This is a genomic window from Dorea chungnamensis (assembly GCF_039832125.1).
In the GTDB taxonomy this organism is placed as follows: Bacteria; Bacillota; Clostridia; order Lachnospirales; family Lachnospiraceae; genus JAFBIX01.
Map to the genome: position 1 here is coordinate 1 of NZ_JBDOHT010000015.1, position 21,127 is coordinate 21,127.

At 40.8% G+C, this 21,127-nt stretch carries 16 protein-coding genes, 1 other RNA gene and 1 pseudogene; 9 read left to right on the forward strand and 9 right to left on the reverse strand.

Annotated elements, in window-relative coordinates:
• Positions 1-285: 285 nt before the first annotated feature.
• Positions 286-634, forward strand: a transfer-messenger RNA (tmRNA) gene (ssrA, locus tag ABE613_RS12130).
• A 688-nt stretch (positions 635-1,322) separates the two neighbouring features.
• Here ssrA and ABE613_RS15205 read toward each other — a convergent pair.
• A pseudogene (locus tag ABE613_RS15205) lies at positions 1,323-1,613 on the reverse strand (recombinase zinc beta ribbon domain-containing protein); the annotation flags it as partial.
• A gap of 492 nt (positions 1,614-2,105) precedes the next feature.
• Complete coding sequence (locus ABE613_RS12135; RefSeq protein WP_347376497.1) at positions 2,106-2,906, reverse strand: hypothetical protein; 801 nt, start codon at positions 2,904-2,906, stop codon at positions 2,106-2,108.
• Between the two features lie 124 nt (positions 2,907-3,030).
• Here ABE613_RS12135 and ABE613_RS12140 point away from each other — a divergent pair, with 124 nt between their 5' ends.
• Both ABE613_RS12140 and ABE613_RS12145 read left to right on the forward strand, forming a co-directional pair.
• Positions 3,031-4,764, forward strand: coding sequence for a DNA methyltransferase (locus tag ABE613_RS12140; RefSeq protein ID WP_347376498.1), 1,734 nt, complete (start codon positions 3,031-3,033; stop codon positions 4,762-4,764).
• A gap of 38 nt (positions 4,765-4,802) precedes the next feature.
• A complete protein-coding gene (locus ABE613_RS12145) occupies positions 4,803-7,364 on the forward strand; it encodes a DEAD/DEAH box helicase family protein (RefSeq protein WP_347376499.1) in 2,562 nt (853 codons plus the stop codon).
• Positions 7,365-7,490: 126 nt separating this feature from the next.
• Here ABE613_RS12145 and ABE613_RS12150 read toward each other — a convergent pair whose 3' ends face one another.
• From ABE613_RS12150 to ABE613_RS12170, 5 genes are all read right to left on the reverse strand, one after another.
• Positions 7,491-7,892 carry a hypothetical protein gene (locus tag ABE613_RS12150; RefSeq protein WP_347376500.1) on the reverse strand — a complete coding sequence of 134 codons (402 nt, stop codon included), beginning with the start codon at positions 7,890-7,892 and terminating at the stop codon, positions 7,491-7,493.
• Between the two features lie 71 nt (positions 7,893-7,963).
• On the reverse strand, positions 7,964-8,587 hold the full coding sequence (locus tag ABE613_RS12155; protein ID WP_347376501.1) for a response regulator transcription factor: 624 nt from the start codon (positions 8,585-8,587) through the stop codon (positions 7,964-7,966).
• On the reverse strand, positions 8,584-9,612 hold the full coding sequence (locus ABE613_RS12160) for a sensor histidine kinase (protein WP_347376502.1): 1,029 nt from the start codon (positions 9,610-9,612) through the stop codon (positions 8,584-8,586). The genes ABE613_RS12155 and ABE613_RS12160 overlap by 4 nt, the downstream gene beginning before the upstream one ends.
• A complete protein-coding gene (locus ABE613_RS12165) occupies positions 9,609-11,246 on the reverse strand; it encodes a hypothetical protein (protein WP_347376503.1) in 1,638 nt (545 codons plus the stop codon). The genes ABE613_RS12160 and ABE613_RS12165 overlap by 4 nt, the downstream gene beginning before the upstream one ends.
• Positions 11,247-11,448: 202 nt before the next feature.
• The gene (locus tag ABE613_RS12170) at positions 11,449-13,650 is read right to left on the reverse strand and encodes an LPXTG cell wall anchor domain-containing protein (RefSeq protein ID WP_347376504.1); all 2,202 of its coding nucleotides are present in this window, start codon (positions 13,648-13,650) and stop codon (positions 11,449-11,451) included.
• Positions 13,651-13,990: 340 nt separating this feature from the next.
• Here ABE613_RS12170 and ABE613_RS12175 point away from each other — a divergent pair, with 340 nt between their 5' ends.
• Complete coding sequence (locus ABE613_RS12175) at positions 13,991-14,173, forward strand: restriction endonuclease (RefSeq protein WP_158371056.1); 183 nt, start codon at positions 13,991-13,993, stop codon at positions 14,171-14,173.
• A gap of 96 nt (positions 14,174-14,269) precedes the next feature.
• On the opposite strand, the gene ABE613_RS12180 is transcribed toward ABE613_RS12175, so the two are convergent.
• Complete coding sequence (locus tag ABE613_RS12180; protein ID WP_158371054.1) at positions 14,270-14,731, reverse strand: helix-turn-helix domain-containing protein; 462 nt, start codon at positions 14,729-14,731, stop codon at positions 14,270-14,272.
• Between the two features lie 65 nt (positions 14,732-14,796).
• Here ABE613_RS12180 and ABE613_RS12185 point away from each other — a divergent pair, with 65 nt between their 5' ends.
• The 3 genes from ABE613_RS12185 (at position 14,797) to ABE613_RS12195 (ending at position 17,395) form a co-directional block, all read left to right on the forward strand.
• Positions 14,797-15,705 carry a LysR family transcriptional regulator gene (locus ABE613_RS12185; RefSeq protein WP_235233920.1) on the forward strand — a complete coding sequence of 303 codons (909 nt, stop codon included), beginning with the start codon at positions 14,797-14,799 and terminating at the stop codon, positions 15,703-15,705.
• 208 nt (positions 15,706-15,913) lie between these two features.
• Complete coding sequence (locus ABE613_RS12190; protein ID WP_235233918.1) at positions 15,914-16,438, forward strand: C-GCAxxG-C-C family protein; 525 nt, start codon at positions 15,914-15,916, stop codon at positions 16,436-16,438.
• Positions 16,439-16,471: 33 nt separating this feature from the next.
• The gene (locus ABE613_RS12195; protein ID WP_347376505.1) at positions 16,472-17,395 is read left to right on the forward strand and encodes a TDT family transporter; all 924 of its coding nucleotides are present in this window, start codon (positions 16,472-16,474) and stop codon (positions 17,393-17,395) included.
• 121 nt (positions 17,396-17,516) lie between these two features.
• Here the strand turns inward: ABE613_RS12195 and ABE613_RS12200 are convergent, their stop codons facing one another.
• Complete coding sequence (locus ABE613_RS12200; RefSeq protein ID WP_235233914.1) at positions 17,517-18,671, reverse strand: double-cubane-cluster-containing anaerobic reductase; 1,155 nt, start codon at positions 18,669-18,671, stop codon at positions 17,517-17,519.
• A 258-nt stretch (positions 18,672-18,929) separates the two neighbouring features.
• Here ABE613_RS12200 and ABE613_RS12205 point away from each other — a divergent pair, with 258 nt between their 5' ends.
• Both ABE613_RS12205 and ABE613_RS12210 read left to right on the forward strand, forming a co-directional pair.
• Positions 18,930-19,613 carry a response regulator transcription factor gene (locus ABE613_RS12205; protein ID WP_235233912.1) on the forward strand — a complete coding sequence of 228 codons (684 nt, stop codon included), beginning with the start codon at positions 18,930-18,932 and terminating at the stop codon, positions 19,611-19,613.
• On the forward strand, positions 19,610-21,073 hold the full coding sequence (locus ABE613_RS12210) for a sensor histidine kinase (RefSeq protein WP_347376506.1): 1,464 nt from the start codon (positions 19,610-19,612) through the stop codon (positions 21,071-21,073). The genes ABE613_RS12205 and ABE613_RS12210 overlap by 4 nt, the downstream gene beginning before the upstream one ends.
• Positions 21,074-21,127 lie beyond the last annotated feature (54 nt).

Below are 21,127 nucleotides of genomic sequence, written 5' to 3' on the forward strand. Positions count from 1 at the left end.
TTCACTTTTTTCATTCCAAAGGAAAAAACGCCATGAAAATATGACAAAATGGCAAACCCGCCAGGCCCTGTATTTATTGGGCTTGACGGGTATTTTATACTTATTTTCTTGCAAAAGTCAGGAAAGAGGATGATAATACAAGAATTTTCTTGGGATTTCTTTGGCTTTGAAATTTTTTATTAGAAAAAAATGGCATTTATATGCTCTTGACAAACATAGTTTCGATTTCTATAATAAAATATATCTAACAAAAGATTCGTTTGCAGACCAGAGAGCATGAATTCAGGGCTTGTACTGGTTTCGACGGGGGTCTGGAAGTTGGAGAAGCCATCCGTAGCGGGACACTACGATAAAAGTTTCAATTAAATATAAACGCAGACGAAAATTTAGCGTACGCTGCCTAATATCGGCAGCAGTCGGTCTTAGGTCATCCGCTGCTTAAGTAACCGGCTTCAACAAGGCGGAGCACTTCGTTTCCAAAGCTTTGAGGAGATGGAAGAACTTATGAAGCTACTAAAGTCAGTAACCTGTCATTAGGTGACTGACGGAGGGAATGTCAGAATAATGACTGTGATGGGAGATGCTCTGGTGGATGGGCTTTCGGACGCGGGTTCAACTCCCGCCAGGTCCACCAAAAGGTCCTTACTCGAACTTTTTACCATAAAAAAATTTGGTTCGTTCGATGTAAGTTCAGAATATATTGGATTTGGAGAATCTGAAACATGAAAATCACATCCGTAGATATTGCGGATGTGATTTTTTGTCGTCTCTATTAATTCACTCAATTTCTTTAGCCCACTCCTTCGTGCCTGATTAACGTGGGCTACGGTATCTTTTATCGGCTCCAATATAGTGTCGAAGGGTGCCTTAAATTCTACATTAATATTAAGCCCATCATTTCCGTTGGATACTAAAAACCTAGATATAAGAGCTTGATTAATTAGGCGTTTAGTCATATCGTCGGCAGCTCTGTAAGTTGTTCCGCAGTCCTCGATAAGATCAAGGGCTAAATGCAGATTGGCTAAAATATTTTCAAAAGTCACATTATGCATATTAATTTCATGTTCAACGCCCGCTAATTCTTTAGCGATTTTTTTCTGTTCACTTTTCATTAAGTCTAGTGGAATAGCGTCAGAGTAATGTGCTTCAAGTAGCTTTTGGCGTTTATGTTCTAGAGATATTTTTGTACGATTCAGCCCATCGAGCTCTGAGTTGAACTTTTCGCGCTCTTTCAGAATAATTACCCGTAGATATTCTTCCAGATCTTGGCGTATTTCTGGCGGAAGCTGATAATTATCGTAGATTTGCTCAATTTTCTTTTCGACCACATCAATTAATACGGCTTTCATCGTGCAATCTTTTACTCGTTTACTGTGCCGTCCCGCACAGACAAAGTAGGGATATACGTCGCCATTCTTTTTCTTTTCGTTACTAACCATTAGTCGCGAACCGCATTCTGCGCAGTATACGCTGCTCTTTAGGAAATGCGGATGTTTTACTGTTCGTTCGCCATTTATTCTAGAAGCAAGGATATTCTGTACTTTATCCCAAGTCTCAATGCTAACTATCGGCTCATGACTGCCTTCATACTGAACATCCTTGTATACTACAATCTCTAGTTAAGATTGAGAGAGGCATCCAGCACATTACTGGCGTACAGCTTCGCGGAATTAGAGATTGTCTTGAGACAACTTATGATGAGTTGCTAAAATGACGAAGAACGGATTCTGAATAACGGTTTCCGTTCTATTTGTTTTGTGCGCCATAGGTACGCTCTAACGAGCGTAAGCTCCGAACATGTCCAGATAGCGGGAAGCGTATGGCTGAACATCAAGAGTATTCATCGTGAGGTGAAATCTGAAGGAGGCTATAAACATCTCTGCGTTATAACGTCGCCCTTGATACAGGAAATAATATTCGCATCATAGACTTTACATTCTTTATGTACTAATTTTAAATAAAAATCTCACGGCTTAGAGTAAGAGTCGTGAGAAAATGAGTCCTTGCGCCAATTCCGAAATCTACATAGAGCAAAAGATAAGAAAAATGATGAGTTCTATAGATGCATAAAAATAGGAAAAACTGTAAAACCGAGAGAATCGCCACTATATCGACTCGTCTCGTCCTTCAATAGTTAGGCGGCTCCATAAAATTTGGCCGTGATACCCACCGTTATCTCCAACACCTTCAACTATGTGGTATCCAGTAGTTAATATCTCAAAAATATTTGTCATTTCATAACAATCATGTTTCTTGAAATTCATGAGATTAAAAATAAATTTTTCATCGGATAATTCATATACGACACCTTCATCGAATGTAGCCTTTCCTGTTCCTATATCTGGCATCCCTAAGAGATCGGTAGTGAAATCTCTTTTTACAAAATATAAATTCCAGTTTCCAGAATAGTCCATCGAAGCCTCATCTCTGACAAAATCGATAAAATCAAACTCCTCATTTGCGGTTTCCGGAACAGATAAGAACTTAGCATAAATAGACTTAATAATCTGATACTTTGTTAGTTTTTGGAAGCCTTTAATTATATTAGGATTACCGTCATGATTAAAGAATTTCAGATAAGCCTCATCATATTTTCCTAAAAAGGTATTACATTTTTGGCATAACGTTCTTGCGGTTCTACCGGCACGATATAGTGGCTTAGAGAGCTTTTCATCGCATATATCGCCCACCACATCTTCAAAAGCCACATTATTAGCAAGTTTATTCGTAATCTCATTTCGAAATTCTTTAGATTGAATTACGTCCATCGCCTTCACTATATCAAAAGCAACTATATCTTCATTACCAACACTTCTTGCAGGATAATGTTCGTCGCTCATTTCGTTTTCCAAAAAATATTTCCCACATAATTTGCATTTATAGCTCTTATCATTTAAATCCTTCATAATACTCGCACCTCTCCAGGAAATAACTTCTCTCTAGAATTAGCTTACTTCACATTTCGATTAGGCGTCCAGTATTATTTTTCAAAGATATGCTAATCTATAAATAGAGTAATATGGAGCAAAAATGCAAAAATACTATGATAGATTAGCTGAGCTATTAAAAAGCAATAGCGAATTTGTAATTGATGAGAAGTTGAATAAAAATATGCTTGCCGAACTGGCAAGAAAATATGACGCCGGATTGTTTAGCTTATTGTTAAGCGATAACATTATTAAGGAATTATTTTTCACAGAGACTGAAGCTGGATTAATTTTCAAGAAAGATGTATTTCTTCAGTTTATTTTGCAAAAGGAATTCTTGCCGGACTCATACACGCGATTCTCTTCAAAGATCGGCTTGGCTTCCGGTGATAATTTTATATCCGACGATAACCGGGTCGTACTAAACTGGCCGTATAAAGATTGTGTTCTAGAAGGCGGTCAGACTAAAGAGGATCAAAAGCGCGACGAAGTCTTTTTTAATGAAGTTCTCGCTCCGGATCAAATAACCACCATTCTCGATGACAAAGTCTTTACTAACTGGAAACGCTACGACAAAGACGGCGAGCATGAATTAGATGAGCTAAAACCAGACGATAATCTTATTATAGAAGGCAATAACCTCATTGTCCTTCATTCGCTCAAGAAACGCTTTGCTGGCAAGGTTAAGCTTATCTATATTGATCCGCCGTTCAATACCGACAACGATAGCTTTATGTATAACGACAGATTTACTCGTTCAACTTGGCTTACATTTATAAAGAACCGGTTGCAGGTGGCAAAGGAATTACTTTCAGACGATGGCTCTATCTTTATTCATTGTGACGAAAATCAAGATGGTTATTTACGCGTGCTTTGCGACGAAATCTTCGGTGAGGATAATCTCATGAATGAGATAATTTGGCGCTATCGAACATATGTCGGCCAAGTAAAAGATTATTTTCCCAAAAAACACGACACCATATTCTGGTACAAGAAACATAATAGACCAAAGTTTAATCTAATTTACGAAGACAACATCGAGGAGACCGTGGATTATAAGAGGTGGGGTAAATTTATCGTGGATGGAAATAAAATAAGATATGGTAATCATCCTACCACAGATAGCAGATTTGCTGCATACTTAAGGAAATATATAAAGCAGTATGGCCAACCGGATGAAGGTGAGGTGATATATCAAGTGAATGGGTATATTATTGATGATGTCTGGGAGGACATTATTGCTCTTGATCCTAAAAACCTTTCGGAAAGGACGAAATTTTCTGGTGGCCAAAAACCAGAGGCGTTACTGCAGAGGATTATTGGATCCGTTACCGATCCTGGTGATATTGTCCTAGATTATCACCTTGGTTCCGGAACGACTGCCGCCGTAGCACACAAGATGGGGCGCCAGTACATTGGTATTGAACAGATGCATTACATTGAAGATATTTCCATAAAGCGCCTTAAGGACGTTATTGGCGGCCATAAGGGCGGCATATCGAAATCCGTTAACTGGACCGGTGGCGGCTCATTCGTTTATTGCAATATCAAGAATGACGCAAATAAATTCCGTGAGCGCATAAAAATGAGCAACGGAGACAATATGTCGGAGTTGCTCGATGAAGTTCTTCATTCATCATTCTTATCCTATCGCGTAGATCCGAAGAAAGTTAATGCGGATGAGTTCGAAAAATTATCATTAGCGGATAAAAAGCATATCCTTCTTGATCTCATAGATAACAACACGCTCTACTTGAATTATTCCGAGATTGAAGATAAAACCTACAATATTTCTGAAGCAGACAAAAAACATAACAAAGAATTCTACGGAGCATAAAAATGACTCCAGATAAACCACTATACGAGAAATATAACATGGTGACGGCATCGGGAATATCTTTCCCGTCGACGCCTAAGCATATTCGTGAGAACCTCTCCCATAAATTACGTCCATACCAAGAACAAGCCATTGGCAGATGGATGCACTATATAGATAATGATTCGGTAAACAAAAAAGTTCCAATTCAGTTGTTATTTAATATGGCAACTGGTTCTGGTAAGACTTTAATTATGGCGAGCCTTATACTTGATCTGTATAAGCGAGGCTATCGGAATTTTATCTACTTTGTAAACAGCAAGAATATCATCGAGAAGACGCGAGATAACTTCTCCAATCCCGGAAGTAGCAAATATTTGTTTTCGAATAATATTCAAATTGATGGCGAGAAAGTTGAGATTTGCGAGGTTGAGAATTTTTCTGAGACAGATAATAATGCAATTAATATTATTTTCACGACCATTCAAGGATTACATACAGATCTGAATATTCCTCGCGAAAATAAGCTTTCATATGAAGAGTTCGACAATAAGAAAATTGTATTAATCGGCGATGAAGCGCATCATAATAATTCCTCTACGCTTCTGTCAAAAGATGATTTAGAAGATAACCGTAGTTGGGAGTCGACTATTTCTAATATTATGGATATTGCGAAAGATCCCATCCTCCTTGAATTTACAGCAACAATTGATTTAGAAGATCCAAATATTTACTATAAATATTTCGACCGTATTATCTACAGATATGACCTAAAAAACTTTCGTCAAGATGGCTACAGCAAGGATGTCTTCATCTACGATGTCGACTCTGATCTTAGGAGCCGTATGCTTCAAGCGATTATTATTTCGCAATACCGAAAGAAAGTTGCTCTCAGGCATGGTATTTGGCTAAAGCCAGTTGTTTTATTTAAATCGAAAACCATCGCAGAAAACAAAGCTAATTTTCGAATGTTTAGGGAACTAATAACTTCTTTGTCAGTAAATGACTTAATAGAGCAGAAATCCGGTGCTTCAAATATATTGGCAGACGCTTTTAAAAAGATTAACCTAGAATTGACTGATATTGTTGAGGAATTAAAGAACGATTTTATGTCGGAACGGCTACTCCTCATAGATGGCAATAATATTGATTCAGACAAGCAGATTAGGCTGAATTCTCTCGAAGATAAGGACAATGAAATTCGTGCAATTTTCGCCGTAGATATGCTAAATGAGGGATGGGATGTCTTAAATCTTTTTGATATCGTTCGGTTATATGATACTCGCGATGCAAGGAATGGCGCTCCGGGAAAGACAACGATTAGAGAAGCGCAGCTTATTGGTCGTGGAGCACGCTACTATCCATTCGTAGTAGATAACCCTGAGCAGAAATATGTCCGGAAGTTCGACAACAACGAAAATGAAGAACTTCGGCTCATAGAGCAACTTCATTATCACTCGGCAAGTAATCCAAAATATATTCAAGAAATTCGACAAGCATTAGTCACGTCTGGATTAATGGATGAGAATTACGTCGAAAGGACATTAGAATTAAAAGAATCCTTTAAGAAGACGCGAACCTATACCGATGGCGTTGTGTATATAAATGAGCGCGTATCGCGAACCGAAGCATCTATTAAAGATATTCGCAAGGCTACTCTATATGGTTTTGATTTTCCGGAGATTGTCGAAATATCTCTTCCTACAAACATTGGGCATATAACGTCGGTTTTTGATGAAGTCCAAAATGAGCATTATAGTGCAGACGAGATAGTAAATCTTGAATTTGATTTTGGTAGATTAATCCCGGCTAATATACTCCGCCATGCTATCGCAAAGAATAAGGCGTTTCGATTCAACCGGATATCTAAAAAGATATTCGCTTTAAATAGTATTGAAGAGTTTATGACTATGGTTGGCAAAGTAAAAATAATTGTCACGGGCTCAAAAAATACCAAGAATAGCCTAACTTCTCGACAAAAGCTATATATAGCTGAATATGTTCTTTCAGTCATAGAAGCTCAAATTGACCAGAATGACGAACGATATATAGGAACCGAGCAGTTTATTGCTAAACCGATATCGCAGCTGTTCAAAGATTCAATAAGACGTAAGTATCATACCGTAGATGCTGGAAGTGATAAGGAATATGGCATACCTCAATTCATTGCGCAAAATCCAAAATACAGGTTAAATCTTGCACAAAAAGACTGGTACGCATATAAGGAAAATTACGGAACTAGCGAAGAAAAATCACTTGTTGTAACACTAGATAGCATGATAGAGAATCTTTCTGAAAAATGGAGCGACATCTATCTCTTGCGCAACGAAAAGGCTGTTACGATATATTCATTTGACGACGGACGAGCATTTGAGCCGGACTTCTTGCTATTTGCTAATGACAGGAAAACTGGAAATGTATCGTGGCAAATATTTATCGAGCCAAAGGGTGGCCAACTCCTCGAAAGAGATAAATGGAAAGAGGATTTTTTGCTTGAGATTACCGAAAAAAGCGACTCCCATATTCTCTTTGAGAATGAAGATACAAGAATTATTGGCATGCCTTTCTATAACGAAGAAAAAAGAGCGGAATTTATTGCGAAATTAGAGAATATTCAATAAGCTAAAGTAACGATACAAGAAGCTCCGCTAATCTGACACTACGGGAATAATGCCATTCATGAAATAAAATGCAGACAATGTCCATGCGAGTAAAATACCGCCGAGTTTAACTCGGCGGTTTAAAAATTATCTTGCATTTACTCCATTCACGAAAGCCAAATAGCAGGCGAAGTCTCCGATGGCCTTTCGGTTATACGGATCATCTTCTTCGTAGCCGAGTTCGTCACGCCATGCTGCGGTTTTGCCCTGTTGTTTTAAGTAACGCGCCAGCATATTAAAATGTATTATCACGGAGTTGTGGCAGGAAGTCCTGCCGGAGTCCTGCTCGTTTTTCTCCTCACGGCTAAGCAGCGGCCAATTTGCCCGAATCGCAGCATAGCGAGTTGCGACCTTCATTAACTCGTCATAAAGCTCCAACGCTTCCATGTCAGTGCCAATCTCGACGAGCATTTCCGCATGGATCGTTTGCATTTTTTCAAATATAATCGCTTTTGGCTGTTTCAAATATTCATCGTAAGTACAAACCATAATAACCCCACCTTTCCTTTTTAGGAATATAGCTTACGGCATATTTGGCAGGAAGTCCAGTGGATTCTTAATTAATATTTCGGCAGAATCAGCCGCTTTTCTACCACCTCGGCCACCAACTGCAAAGTATTCTGGTAGCCGGTTTTCTGCAAGATATTCTTGATGTGGTATTTGACTGTATTGGGCGTAATATCCAGATCCGCTGCGATCTCCTCATATTTTCTGCCTTGCGCAAGCTCCCGGATAATATCAAATTCCCGACTGGTAAACTCGGCGCTGTTGCTGTACCCGATTCGAATCATCGGCGTGTCCTCGGGATAAACAAATTCGCCGTTCATCACCCGGTCGCAGACCTCCATCAAAGCGGTACTGCCATACTCCTTGTACCAAAAGCCATTACAGCCACAAGCCTTAGCCTTTTGGATAAAGGAATGCTCCGGCATGGAGGTCATAATAATAATCTTGATTTTGGGGTTGTACTGCTTGATCTTTGCCGCAGCTTTCAAGCCGGATTCTTCGTCGGCAGTACAGACATCCATCAGGATCAGATCGACACGCCCGCGCAGACAGGCAATTTCTGCATTCGCCGCGTTTTCTATGGAGGCATACAGGACATATTTTTCAGATTTGGCGATCTGGCTCTCAATGGAATCCCGGGTGATCCTGGAATCTTCTACTACTAAAACCTGTATCATTTCCGTCCTCCTTTCTGGGAGTCATCTAAATCAAAGGGAATATCGACAATAAGGGAAACACTGTTGTCGCAGAGCACTTTTAGGGAGGCTCCTTCCTGCTCCAGCCGCTGCCGCAATGCGCTAAGGCCGTTACCTTCCGTAACGCTTGAAACAGATACACTGCCGTTGTCGGATATCTCTATATGATAGCTTTTCTCGTCTTGCTCGATTTTTACTGTCAGTTCCGTAGCCTCTGCATGGCGTACCGCATTGGTGAGTGCTTCCCGAATGGCAGCATACAAAAGCTGCAATGCCTTGCGGCTTTTTGGTTGTTCTCCAAGGAATATGACCTTACAGCCAATCAGCTCTGCTACCTGAAGAAGCTCAGATTGCAGGGTAGAATCAGGAACCGTCCACACGGTGGGAATATTGGAAAAATCACGAATGGCACTGTTCCAATTTTCCCGCAGTACATCGGCGTTTTCGGCCAGACTGTCTTCCGTAATCGCCTTGGTGGTGACCAGCAAACAATGACCCAGCTCATCATGGATATGCATTTTCGCGGCAAGAATCTCTTTATTTAAATTGACTTCCACGATGCTGTCCAGCAAGGATTTCTGTCGTTTTTGCATCTCCTGCAGCCGAATGGTGTTCTCGTACAGTTCTTCACTGAGCCGGTAGAGTTTGGTAATTTCCGCCGCCTCAATCTGAACAGTATTGGAATCAAGAAATCTCAGTTCAAAACGCCAGATCGAGCTGTCGGAGAAGCGGAAGAACAACTGTTGGCGGGGGCTTTCATTGTCCGTATCTTTCGGCAGCCAGGATTGGGGCAGCTTTTCCGCCTTGCCGTTATTGGCAAAGTCTTCAAGTTCCTCCCATGTTACCTTTGCGTTCAGGATCGTGTGTCCGGTCAGCTCCAGTACCAGCTTATTCATCTTTTTATTGACGAGAATGACCCGGCCATCCAGCGCGGAGAAGCAGATTCCGCCGGGATAGGAGTCGATTGCCTTTTTAATCATTTTCGCCGATGGTTTCTTTTTCATCATTGCGCCACCTCTCCTTCTTTCAAAAGCAGAAGCCGATAGCCTGCCGGAATCATTTCTGTCTGGAACCGATAGCCGTCTTCTAAAGAATGAGGAGCGAACCCGTGATCTGTACCGGTAATCTCAAAGCAAACCGTATCGCTGATTCGGATTGCCACAGAAGTCAGGCAAAAATCCGCCTCTTCTAAAATCTCCTCCAAAGCTTTCATAATGAGAAGAATCAGCTCCGGTTCTAAATTCGATGTGGGGCAAAAATCCAAGCTTGTCCGGATTCCAAGGTTCTTCATACCTTTCGCCATATCCTGTAAGCTGATGGCTAAGTCTCCCACCGGAATCATCTGCTGCTCCTGATAAGTGAGCCGCAAGTTGCAGAACCGCTTGATATACGTGCCGATGAGGCAAATGCGGTTCCAGTCGTTCTCTGAAAGGGATTCTTTTGATAAAAGTTCTGTCAGCAAGGTAAGCTGCCCAGACACCTCCGAGGATAGGCTGTCATAAATATCATTGCGCGCCTGAACGCTTGCTTCGTCCGATTGGATATGGATTTCCTGTGCCAGCAGATCTTGTTCTTCTTCCAGTTCCGCATTCAGCCTCTGAAGCTCCCGGAAAGCCTGGTTGATCTGCGAGAGATCGGTCTGCCAGATCATGCATCCGCCCGGGATTTGGTGCAGGTGCAGGATAATATCTTCCGTAACAGAAAAATTCTGATTCTGCTTTAGGGCTTCCAGCATAGCGGGCGTGATTTCCGTCGCGTTTTCCGATGTTGTAATCGTCTCCCCACTTGGGGAAATAATCTGCATCGCCACCGTAGACCGCCGGAACACTTCCTCGTACTGCGTGTTTACCGGAATCAGTCCGACCAGGATATAAAGCTCCCAGCAAAGCACAAGAATGAAGATCAGTCCCGCCGAATATTCCACAAGCTCAAACCGCACCACGTAGGCCGCCGCCGCATAAGGGATACTGAACAGGAACAGTAAAATCGGTTCATAGAAGGGAATCAGCTTCCGGTAAAGCGGATCTGACTTTGTTGTACCATTTCGCTGGTAGATCACATGTACCTGATGCGCAATCATCCACAATCCCCACAGATAGATGATATAGGTACCGATGTGGGGGTGAAAATACAAATTCGGCTGGGGTTCCTCCTGCACAATGTAATACAGAAAATGATGGAGGTCGTTGGTCAGCGCCATCACACTCAAAAAGCAAGCCGGTATCAGGAGCAGATACCACTTTTTGCTGATCCGGTAATCCTCCGATCTGCCGAGATAGAATGCGCCGTAAAGACCGAACAGCGGAATGAAGACAGCCGCTATATTGATAAAGTATCCGGTAAAGCGCATCCACGGAATATTGACATAGAGGAAAGCATCCTGAACAAAGCGAACCGTTAAATACAGGATACTGACGATATTTTGTGCAGTCAGGTGGCCGCGCATGGATTTCTGCATGATTTTTGTTGTAATGGTATATTGCCAGCCGAAAAGCAGAAGCATATAGACCACCCAGACAAGATATGGCCGCAGAGAATCCTCCGGCCAATACCGCATACTGAGCTGCCGGTATGCGGAGACTGCAAACAACAGCGCCGCCGCCCCAAAAAGCCGGACAATCGATTTTTTACGCTCGTCCATCGTATTCCCCCTTAGAAAAGATTATTCTAACCAATCTGCGCAGTTAGATAACGATAAGAATATTATAGCATGAAAGGTCAAATCCGCCCTACACAAAAGGGTAGTTTCTTGGAATAGGAGTAACGAATAAAAAATCATGCCCACAAGCGCGGGACATAGGAAATATCCTTTCGCTTGTGGGCATGTTATCATTGATTAATGATTAGATTTTGTTTTTTCGTCTTACAAAATAAGTACAGCTTAATCCAGCCGCAGATACGAGCATAACGATTATCCACAAAGCAATGTTCGCTGAATCTCCGGTCTTTGGTGATGTTGTATCCGTGTTCGGATTTGCAGAATCGCCAGGCGTAGATGGCGTTGTGCCGGAAGTCAATTTAGGGATGCTTTCCGTTTTTGTCGCGCCACAGGTCTTACAGGTATACGTTTTGATACCTTCCGCATCTTTGGCGGCTTCCTTTGTGACTTTTCCTTCATCCCAAACGTGAGCTTCTTTCTGGACATGTCCGCAGGAGCAGGTACGCTGGTGATTGCTGCCATCCTTGCAGTCTGTCCATCCGCCATAAGAATGTGTATGAGGCTTGTACCCGAGCATAACAGGAGAGGTGCCTGTCAGGCGGAAGGAGATGCCGTTCGCGCTCTCTGTTACTTCAGGGGTCTCCACTTCGCCGGCCTTGTGTCCGTTCACATCTTCATCAAACATATGGACAACGGTAAAATCATATTCCGTGCCATTGGTTCCCTCCGGATAAGGAAGTGTTACCTCAATGCCTTCTGCCGGGAAGTTCTCGGCAGTGACCGGAGTCCAGGTTTCACCGCCATTCTCACTGGTTACAAACTCAATATCGTACAGTACGGTATTATCCGCCGAATACCCTTCGTTGGAAAGGATGGTTTCCGTCAGCTTGCTTTCGATCTTTTCAACGGTATCGTATTCCGTATTGCTCAGATCACCGGTCACTTCGCTGAGACCTTCGGTAATGTTGACTTTGTTCTCTGCTTGTTCAGATACTTTAAAGCTTTCAGTATACAAGGAATCGACATCATCAAATGAGTAAATCTCTATTTCATTTGTTTCTTCATCATAAAAACATGAATATGAACGTCCGTCCGGTGTCCATTTAATTCCTTCCCCGTCATATAAATAAGTTTGTGTGCCACCTTCTGTATATGTGACTTTGAATTCTAATCCCTTTAAAGTTGCGGCAGATCCGTTTTCCTGTATATCTTTGATGACGCTGTCAGGAACCGACAAAAGCTCCATGTTTTTTATGCGCTTTATTTTCACAAGTTCAAAACGAGCATTGTCTGAGGCTGGCTGTACATAAAACGAAATGGGATCGCTGTCTGTTGTATAGTAGGTAGGATGGTTTCCGAGAATTGAGCCTTTAACTTGTCCGGAGGCATTCTCTACCCAAAGTCTGTATCCAATGTAATTGCCTGTCTGGTCTTTTGGCGGCTGATACAGATAATATAAATATTGTCCGGCCTGATCGGATATGTTGTAAACGGTGTCTAATTCAATCTCTGTAGGCTCAACTACTTCAAAATCAAAACATGCTTCTACACATGGATCAGGACCGACGTTTTCAGTATATAAGATTAAACCATCAGGACGTTCAAGCGGCTTATTTCCGGTAATAGTAAATATATAACCGGTAGAGTATGTCGTCACTGTGATGTCAATATCAGTAGTTACATAAGTGTAGCCCCATTGAAGATCCATTTGTTCTGTACTCACAGGTGACTTCGTTCCGTCCGGGCGAGTTTCAATAACCTGCGCTCTATATTGGATTGGCTGTCCAATGACTGCAGTTACTTTGTCTAAAGGTGTATTTGCAGAGTCGTCCCATCTGGAAAGAACCCATTCATAGGTTGCCTCTTGTGATGGTTCTTCCGGAGGCGTGCCAATTGAGAAGCTGTAAGTTGCCGTGATTACCGGATTACCATTCTCATCTTTATTTACGGTAACCTTCATAGGCTCTCTTTCACCAGTGCCATTCATATATTGTACATAAACATTGTTTTTCCCAGACAATACATAATAGTAATCTCCATGATAAGACTCAAATGATTGGAACGTCATTTTCATCGTATATCGACTATTATTCTGGAACGTATCCGTATCCGCCATTTTTTCGCCTGTACTGTCGTAAAATTCCTGAGTGACTTTGACAACATCAAGAATAGTATCGTCGTCCCACGTTGGTTCGGCCTTAACAGCCAACCAATCATAAGCCGGAGTATCGACCAGTTTATCAAGCGAAGGGAGCTGAACGATTAAATCGTTCTCGATAACCTCCTTTTCCGCATATGGCCCTGATGCTGCTAGGGCTACTGTTGGGAGCATCGTGAATATCATGCATAATGCAAGTAAGAGTGCTCCCCATTTTTTTAGTTTCATTAAAAATTCCTCCTTTTCGCACATATAAGATAAAAGCTTATTAAAGCTACTTTATAGTAACACTCCCAAAAGGAAAGCGCCCCACACAATCAGGTAGTTTTTTGAAAAAAATAAAAATATGTCCGCATTGTTCTTTTTTCTGATGTAATCATCCACGAATCCGATCCGCTGACATAGCAATAAAAGCAAGAAACCTCTCCAAGAGAAATCCTCGACGCCCGCAGCAGTGACGAGGATTTTTATGTATGACGGGTACGCCGTCAATCTGTGATGAAAATCCACAAGGGGCGCAGTTGCCGGTGAACTTCCATAGCGACCCACAAGGTTCACATCGTGAGGTTTGGGCGAGAATATCTACTTCGTAGCAGAAACTAAGGACTCAATGCCTTCGATGCAGCTCCGTTTAGTAGAAGAATCCAAGATTCACTGCGCTCGTGAGCATTTCAAGGCAATTAGCTCTGAAAACGTAGTTTACGATGTCGTAGACAGCTATGACGCATTACTTAATAAGGTAATGAAGTAGTAATAACAATATGGACTCGCTATTTTATGGCGAGCCCCCTATCTTAAATAGACTATACTTCAGAATGGGATGAATATTGTCATCGAAGATATCGTATTACTCATAATCCCATCTCGTCCGATTGGTTGATATATTGTTTCTCCTCAAGCATTTATATATAGTTCCATCGCATACTCCGAACATCTTAGCAATTTGCTTAACGGACTTCCGCTCTTCAGTATATAGCCGGATGACTTCTTCGGTCTTATACTTCCGCCCTTCGACGTGGCCAGAAACATCAATTCCCATTCTTTTTAGATTGTTGCTGATGGTGTATCTATGGCACCCAAATTCCTGAGCTAGGTCATATGTGGATACTCCGGCAAGATATTTCTGAGCTATTAGTTCGAGTTCTTCGTCCGATAAATGTTTTTGTTGCTGTTTTATCTCAGTTTTGATATTATATGCAGTAGCAAAATCTGCAGACTCAGAACTATCAATAACAGGGGTCGGCAGGGCGTATTTGACTTTTTCTAGGATTATCTTATAATTCTTCGAGTTGATTTCCGATAGTCCCACTTCGGAAATGTCTGTTTGACAGGCATTTCTTTTTTGTTACAGCATTTTTGAATGGAGGCAGTAGGATGAATATTAGAGATTTGAATGTGTTTTTTGCAGTTGTAGAGACAAAACATCTGACAAAAGCGTCGAAACTTCTTTATATGACGCCTCAAGGTATCAGTAAAGTGATTAAAAACCTGGAGAATGAATGTGACTGTGAACTTTTCATACGCACCAGCAGTGGAATGGAACTGTCTGAATGTGGAAAATGTTTTTTTGAATATGCTCAAAAAGCAAAATTTGACTATCATAATATGAGAAATGAAATGTTACGCATTAAGCAGAAAGAGCATGGAGTAGTAGATCTGCTTTCTGCATTTGGTATTTTGCGTCTTGTAACACCGGAGTGTCTTTTGGATTTTAAGCGAAGGTATCCAGAGATTGATTTTTATCATAGAGAATGCCCGGACAAACAGGTGGAACGATGGTTTTTGTCTGGAGAAGGCAATGTTGCTTTTTCTCTGGCACCTTGTGATGAGAAATTATATGATGTATCTGAATTGGCATCATTTCCTGTAAAGCTTTTGGTTAACAAAAAACATCGTTTAAGTAAAAAAAGTTCTGTGTTAATTCAGGATCTGGAAGGAGAGCCTCTATATATAGAAAGCAGAGAATTTAAAATCCACGACATGATTGTTGATAAATGTCGGGAGGCGGGCTTTGAACCCAATATTATGTTTGAGACGAGTGGCTTTAGTCTATGTCATAAGATGGTTAGGGAGAATAAAGGGATATCTGTTACGGTAGATTTTGTCTCTGATGATATGGGGCATGAGGATATGGTTTTAATTCCATTTTCAGATGGTATCTATGAATGGAAGATTTGTATGCTTACACGGAAGAATGAGGTGATAGGTAATGGTGTGGATATTTTTCAGCGTCATGTAAAAGAGTGGTTAGACAAGATCCAGATTGGAAGTATCACAAGATAGTTGAAAGCAAGTAACAAAAAGTTGATGAAGCTTCAAAAGTTTTACCTTTTATACAAAAAAAGATAAAACTTTCGAAGCTTTTTTTTGGGAAATCTCTATATATAGAAAGATACAATATACTCATAAAAAACACCGATGATTAGCTTGAAAAAAGGTGTGTTACAATAATAACAAATGAAAAGTGTTACAAATTAAGGAGGACATTGTGATGAATATTGGAGTAACAGAAATCAGCCCAAGAGCGGTACAGCAGGTGGCAGAGAAAAAATTTAAAGAAGGTTATTATTGTTGTGAGGCGTTAATCAGCGCAATTCGTGATGAATTTAAACTGGATGTTCCAGAGGAAGTAATCGCTATGGCATCTGGTATGGCAGTTGGTGCAGGAAAGTCAGGATGTGTCTGTGGTGCATTTAATGGAGGTATTCTGGCGCTTGGAATGTTCTTTGGACGTACTGAGCAGGATGGCCCTACTAATCCGAAGAGTGTAAAATGTATGGAACTTACCAAGGAACTTCATGACTGGTTCAAGGTAGCAAATCAGAAGAATGCGATCTGCTGTAGGGTCCTTACAAAAGAGTTCGATAAAGGACGTGGAGAACACAAGGAACAGTGCATTTTCTTTACAGGTCTTTGTACATGGAAAGTTGCTCAGATTGTCTGTCGTGAGTTGGGTATTAAGAATCTGGACGAGATTGATGAGCCGGCACCAAGACGTACGATTGCTGAGATTTAAATATAACGTTAAGCCAGAAAGGAATAGAGTGACATGAATATAATTAAAAAAGTTCCAGTGCCTCTTTGCGGTGTAATGCTTGGATTTGCAGCACTTGGAAATCTGCTTCAGAGTTATGGAGAGGGTATTCGCTTAGTATGTGGAATTGTAGCTGCATTTTTATTGATTTTGGTACTTTTAAAACTGATCATCTTTCCAAAGATGATCAAAGAAGATATGCAGAATCCAATCATGGCAAGTGTATCTGGAACATTTCCGATGGCATTAATGCTTCTTAGTACATATGTGAAACCATTCATAGGGCCGGCAGCAATGTATATCTGGTTCTTTGCGATCGGTCTGCATATTGTGCTGATTGTATATTTTACAGTGAAGTTTATCCTAAAACTTCAACTGCCAAAAGTTTTTGCTAGTTATTATATTGTATATGTTGGAATCGCAGTTGCAGCTGTTACGGCACCGGCGTTTGAACAGACAGGAATCGGTGCGGCAGCATTCTGGTTTGGTTTTGTGACATTGATTATCTTGCTGGTACTTGTTACGGTTCGATATGTAAAGTGTCCGCAGATCCCTGAACCAGCTCAGCCATTGCTCTGTATCTACGCAGCACCTACAAGTCTTTGTATTGCAGGATACGTACAATCCGTGACTCCAAAATCAAGAGGATTTCTTCTTGCAATGCTTGCAGTTGCAACCGTGCTTTACATCTTTTCAATTGTAAAAGCAATCGGATATTTGAAATTAAAATTTTATCCGAGTTATGCAGCATTTACTTTCCCATTTGTTATCAGTGCAATTGCAACGAAGCAGACAATGGCTTGTCTTGCCAATATGGGACAACCAATGCCAGTATTAAAATATGTAGTACTCATTGAGACTGTGCTTGCAGTAGTATTTGTGGTTTACACATTTATCAGATTTATGGGATTCCTTTTTATAAATCAGCCTGCTAAATAGAATGGATAGATGTACATAATAAAAATCAGGGAGAAATTTACAAAAAATTTCCCCCCTGATTTTTTGATATGTATTTATCATTACATAATTTAAATTAAAAAGTCAGATAAGCTTAAGTAAATTACTGTAATAATTCAATAAATGCACCGAGTCGTGTATCAATCTGAGCCTGATCGGCTGGCGAATAATCAGTATTGATTGCAATATAAGGAATATGCTTTTCTTTGGTAACGAATGTCTTTACAGCATCTGATTCAATGGCAAATGTATGACAGGCCTGTAATAAGACTTCTACGACACCGTCCACCTGATACTCATCAATCTGTACATCCAGTGCTTCTAAACGTCCTGGGTTTGGACTCATTACAGAACAGTTAACGCGAAGGTATTTTTCGGCAATTGCGGTAATTGGATCCTTTGTTTCATCGATCGGGTCTTTCTTCTCGCGAGGACCACAACAGTTCTCAAATCCAACAACGTCTGCGCCAAGTTCTTCAATTCGCTTGATAATCTTGTCCATAACGCCGGTGGTAGGGCAACCTGTAATGAGAATACGAGGTCTGGATGGTTTTCCTTTATATTCGCGCTCATAAAGGTCTTTTAATTCTGCAGTACGTTTTTCAAGAAAAGCAATCTTATCTTCCAGATTTGGAGAGAATTCATTGGAAGCAATCACTGTGGCAATCTCATAGCCCGTAATCGGAGATGGCTTCAGTCTGGCAACCTCAAAGAAATCAAGAACAGCTTTTCGTTCCCGGTTGCGAAGCTTGATAGCATCTCGTATCTTATCGTCGGTAATGGTTATATTGTAGAATTGTTCCAAATCTTCTTTTACACTAATGACTTCCTGTTTCCAGAATTCAAGAGCGCCGCGGCCAGTCTTTCCCGGTGGAAGCTGCATAATATGGCAGTGTTTTAATTCACCCATCAATTCATACATTTTTTTCTTACCGTCGCAAGTTGTCTCAGCAAGAACCATATCTGAGAAATAGAAGAAAGGACAACGATCGGTAACAGCTGCTCCATAACTGGCCTTGATCAGCGGGCACAAGTTTTTGGGAAGACGAACCTCAGCAGCAGGAATATTGTCATCTCCTATACCACATAACACAACTGCAACTGCATCAGCAGCCAGAATCAGTTCCCATGGAGTATAAGTACAAAAAACTCCAACAATACGATGCCCCTGTTCCTTCAATTCCTTCATTGTTAGAAAAGCTTTTTTGCGTGCTTCGGGATAAGTTTCAAAATTTTCGGGCAATGCAAATTCAGGCATGTCAGAATACCTCCTTTATGGATAGAAAATAATTATTAATTATATTATAGAAGCGTTAAAGAAAAATGAAAAATAGAAATGAATAATATATGTATAGAAGAAATCTATTAAAAAATGTCAAATGGGTACAGGGTGTTTTTTAAATGGGGACGTAGTAAAATGCAATTTTACTACGTCCCCATTTAAAAAATTCACAAAAGCGTCATAAATCCGTGCTATGATATAAAATATGAATAATAATTTGTTTGGGGTGATTTCATGGAGAAGATTAAGATATTAGTAGTGGATGATGAAAGTAGAATGCGCAAGCTGGTGAAGGATTTCCTGGAGCGGGAAGGATATGTTGTTCTGGAAGCTGGTGACGGTATGGAAGCGATGGAAATTTTTTATGAGGAGAAGGATATTGCACTGGTGATACTGGATGTTATGATGCCGAGAATGGATGGCTGGCAGACTTGTAGGGAGATTCGGCAGTCTTCTCAGGTACCGATTATCATGTTGACTGCGAGAGCGGAGGAAAGTGATGAACTTCAGGGATTTAATCTGGGAGTGGATGAATATATTTCCAAGCCATTTAGTCCGAAGATTCTGGTCGCACGTGTTGAGGCTGTCTTAAGAAGGTCCAATGCTATTGCGGCTGGTGAGACGATAGATGCCGGCGGAATTGTCATTGATAAAGCAGCACATCAGGTAAAGATAGATGGCGGGGAAATAGATCTGAGCTTCAAGGAATTTGAATTACTGACATATTTTGTGGAGAATCAGGGGATTGCGTTGTCTCGAGAGAAGATATTGAATAATGTGTGGAATTATGATTATTTTGGAGATGCAAGGACTATTGATACCCATGTGAAGAAATTGAGAAGTAAGTTAGGAGAAAAGGGAAATTATATTAAGACAATCTGGGGAATGGGATATAAATTCGAGGTTGATGAGGCATGAAACATTCTATTAAGCGACAGATGATTACGGTGTTTTTGGGGCTTTTGATTTTTCTTGTGCTGGCGCTTCTGGTAATTAATGTAAAGTTTCTGGAGCCGTATTATATTCGTAATAAAGAGACACAGTTTATCAATATGTATGAGAAGTTAAATGAAGCAAGAGAAAATGGAACTTTGGATGATGAAGAGGTCTCGAGTAATCTGGTGCATCTTGCAGAAAAAAACAATATTTCTTTTTTGGTGGAAGACGAACGAGGAGCTGTTTACACCAATGTGCATGATAAGAATCTGTTGAAAAACCAACTGGTAGGATATTTCCTGAATCAGGCACAGAAAGAAAGCAAGATATTGGAGAGTACGGAAGGATATCAGATCAATCAATCCTGGGATCCATGGAATCAGAATTATTATATTGAGATGTGGGGGACTTTCGATGATGGAAGCCAGTTCTTACTTCGGAGCCCACTGGAAAGTATCCGGGAAAGCGCAGCAATCTCTAATCGCTTTCTGATATATATTGCCAGTTTTCTGATCATAATATCAATTGTATTTATCTGGTATTTTTCTAAAAGACTTACCAATCCAATCCTTGAGTTGGCTGTGTTGTCTGATAAAATGGCCAACCTTGATTTTGATGCAAAATATACCAGTGGTGGAAGTAATGAGATTGGCGAGTTGGGTGCAAATTTCAATCGCATGTCTGAGAAACTGGAAAGCACGATATCGGAGTTGAAAAAGGCAAATAATGAACTGCAGAAAGATATTGAGCGGAAAGATAAGCTGGAACAGATGCGTAATGAATTCCTGGGCAATGTGTCTCATGAACTGAAGACTCCGATTGCTTTGATTCAGGGATATGCCGAAGGTCTGAAGGAGGGCGTCAGTGATGACCCTGAAAGCCGCGAATTCTATTGTGATGTTATTATGGATGAAGCGGCAAAAATGAATCAGATGGTGAAGAATCTTTTGACATTGAATCAGTTAGAGTTTGGAGATGAGGAGATTGAATTTACACGTTTCAATCTGACGGAGCTCATCAGAGGTGTTTTGCAGAGTATGGAGATTCTTGCGCAACAGGAAGATATTACCGTTATCTTTCGCCAGTCGGAGCCTGTCTGTGTATGGGGAGATGAATTCAAGATTGAGCAGGTCCTTCGTAACTATATCAGTAATGCATTTCATCATGTGAAAGGTGAAAAGGTAGTAGAAGTGAAGATTACGCTTGAACAACAGAAGGCGAAAGTGACAGTATTCAATACAGGTAATCCAATTCCTGAAAAGGATATTACGCACATCTGGGATAAGTTTTATAAAGTAGATAAAGCACATACCAGAGAATATGGCGGTAATGGAATTGGGCTGTCAATCGTAAAAGCAATTATGGAATCTTTCCACCAGAAATATGGTGTCAAGAATTATGACAATGGTGTTGAATTCTGGTTCGAACTTGATGTACAATAAGCCCATAGCAATGAGCGCAGAAGCAATCGGAGCAAGACAGGATGAGGAAAGGCG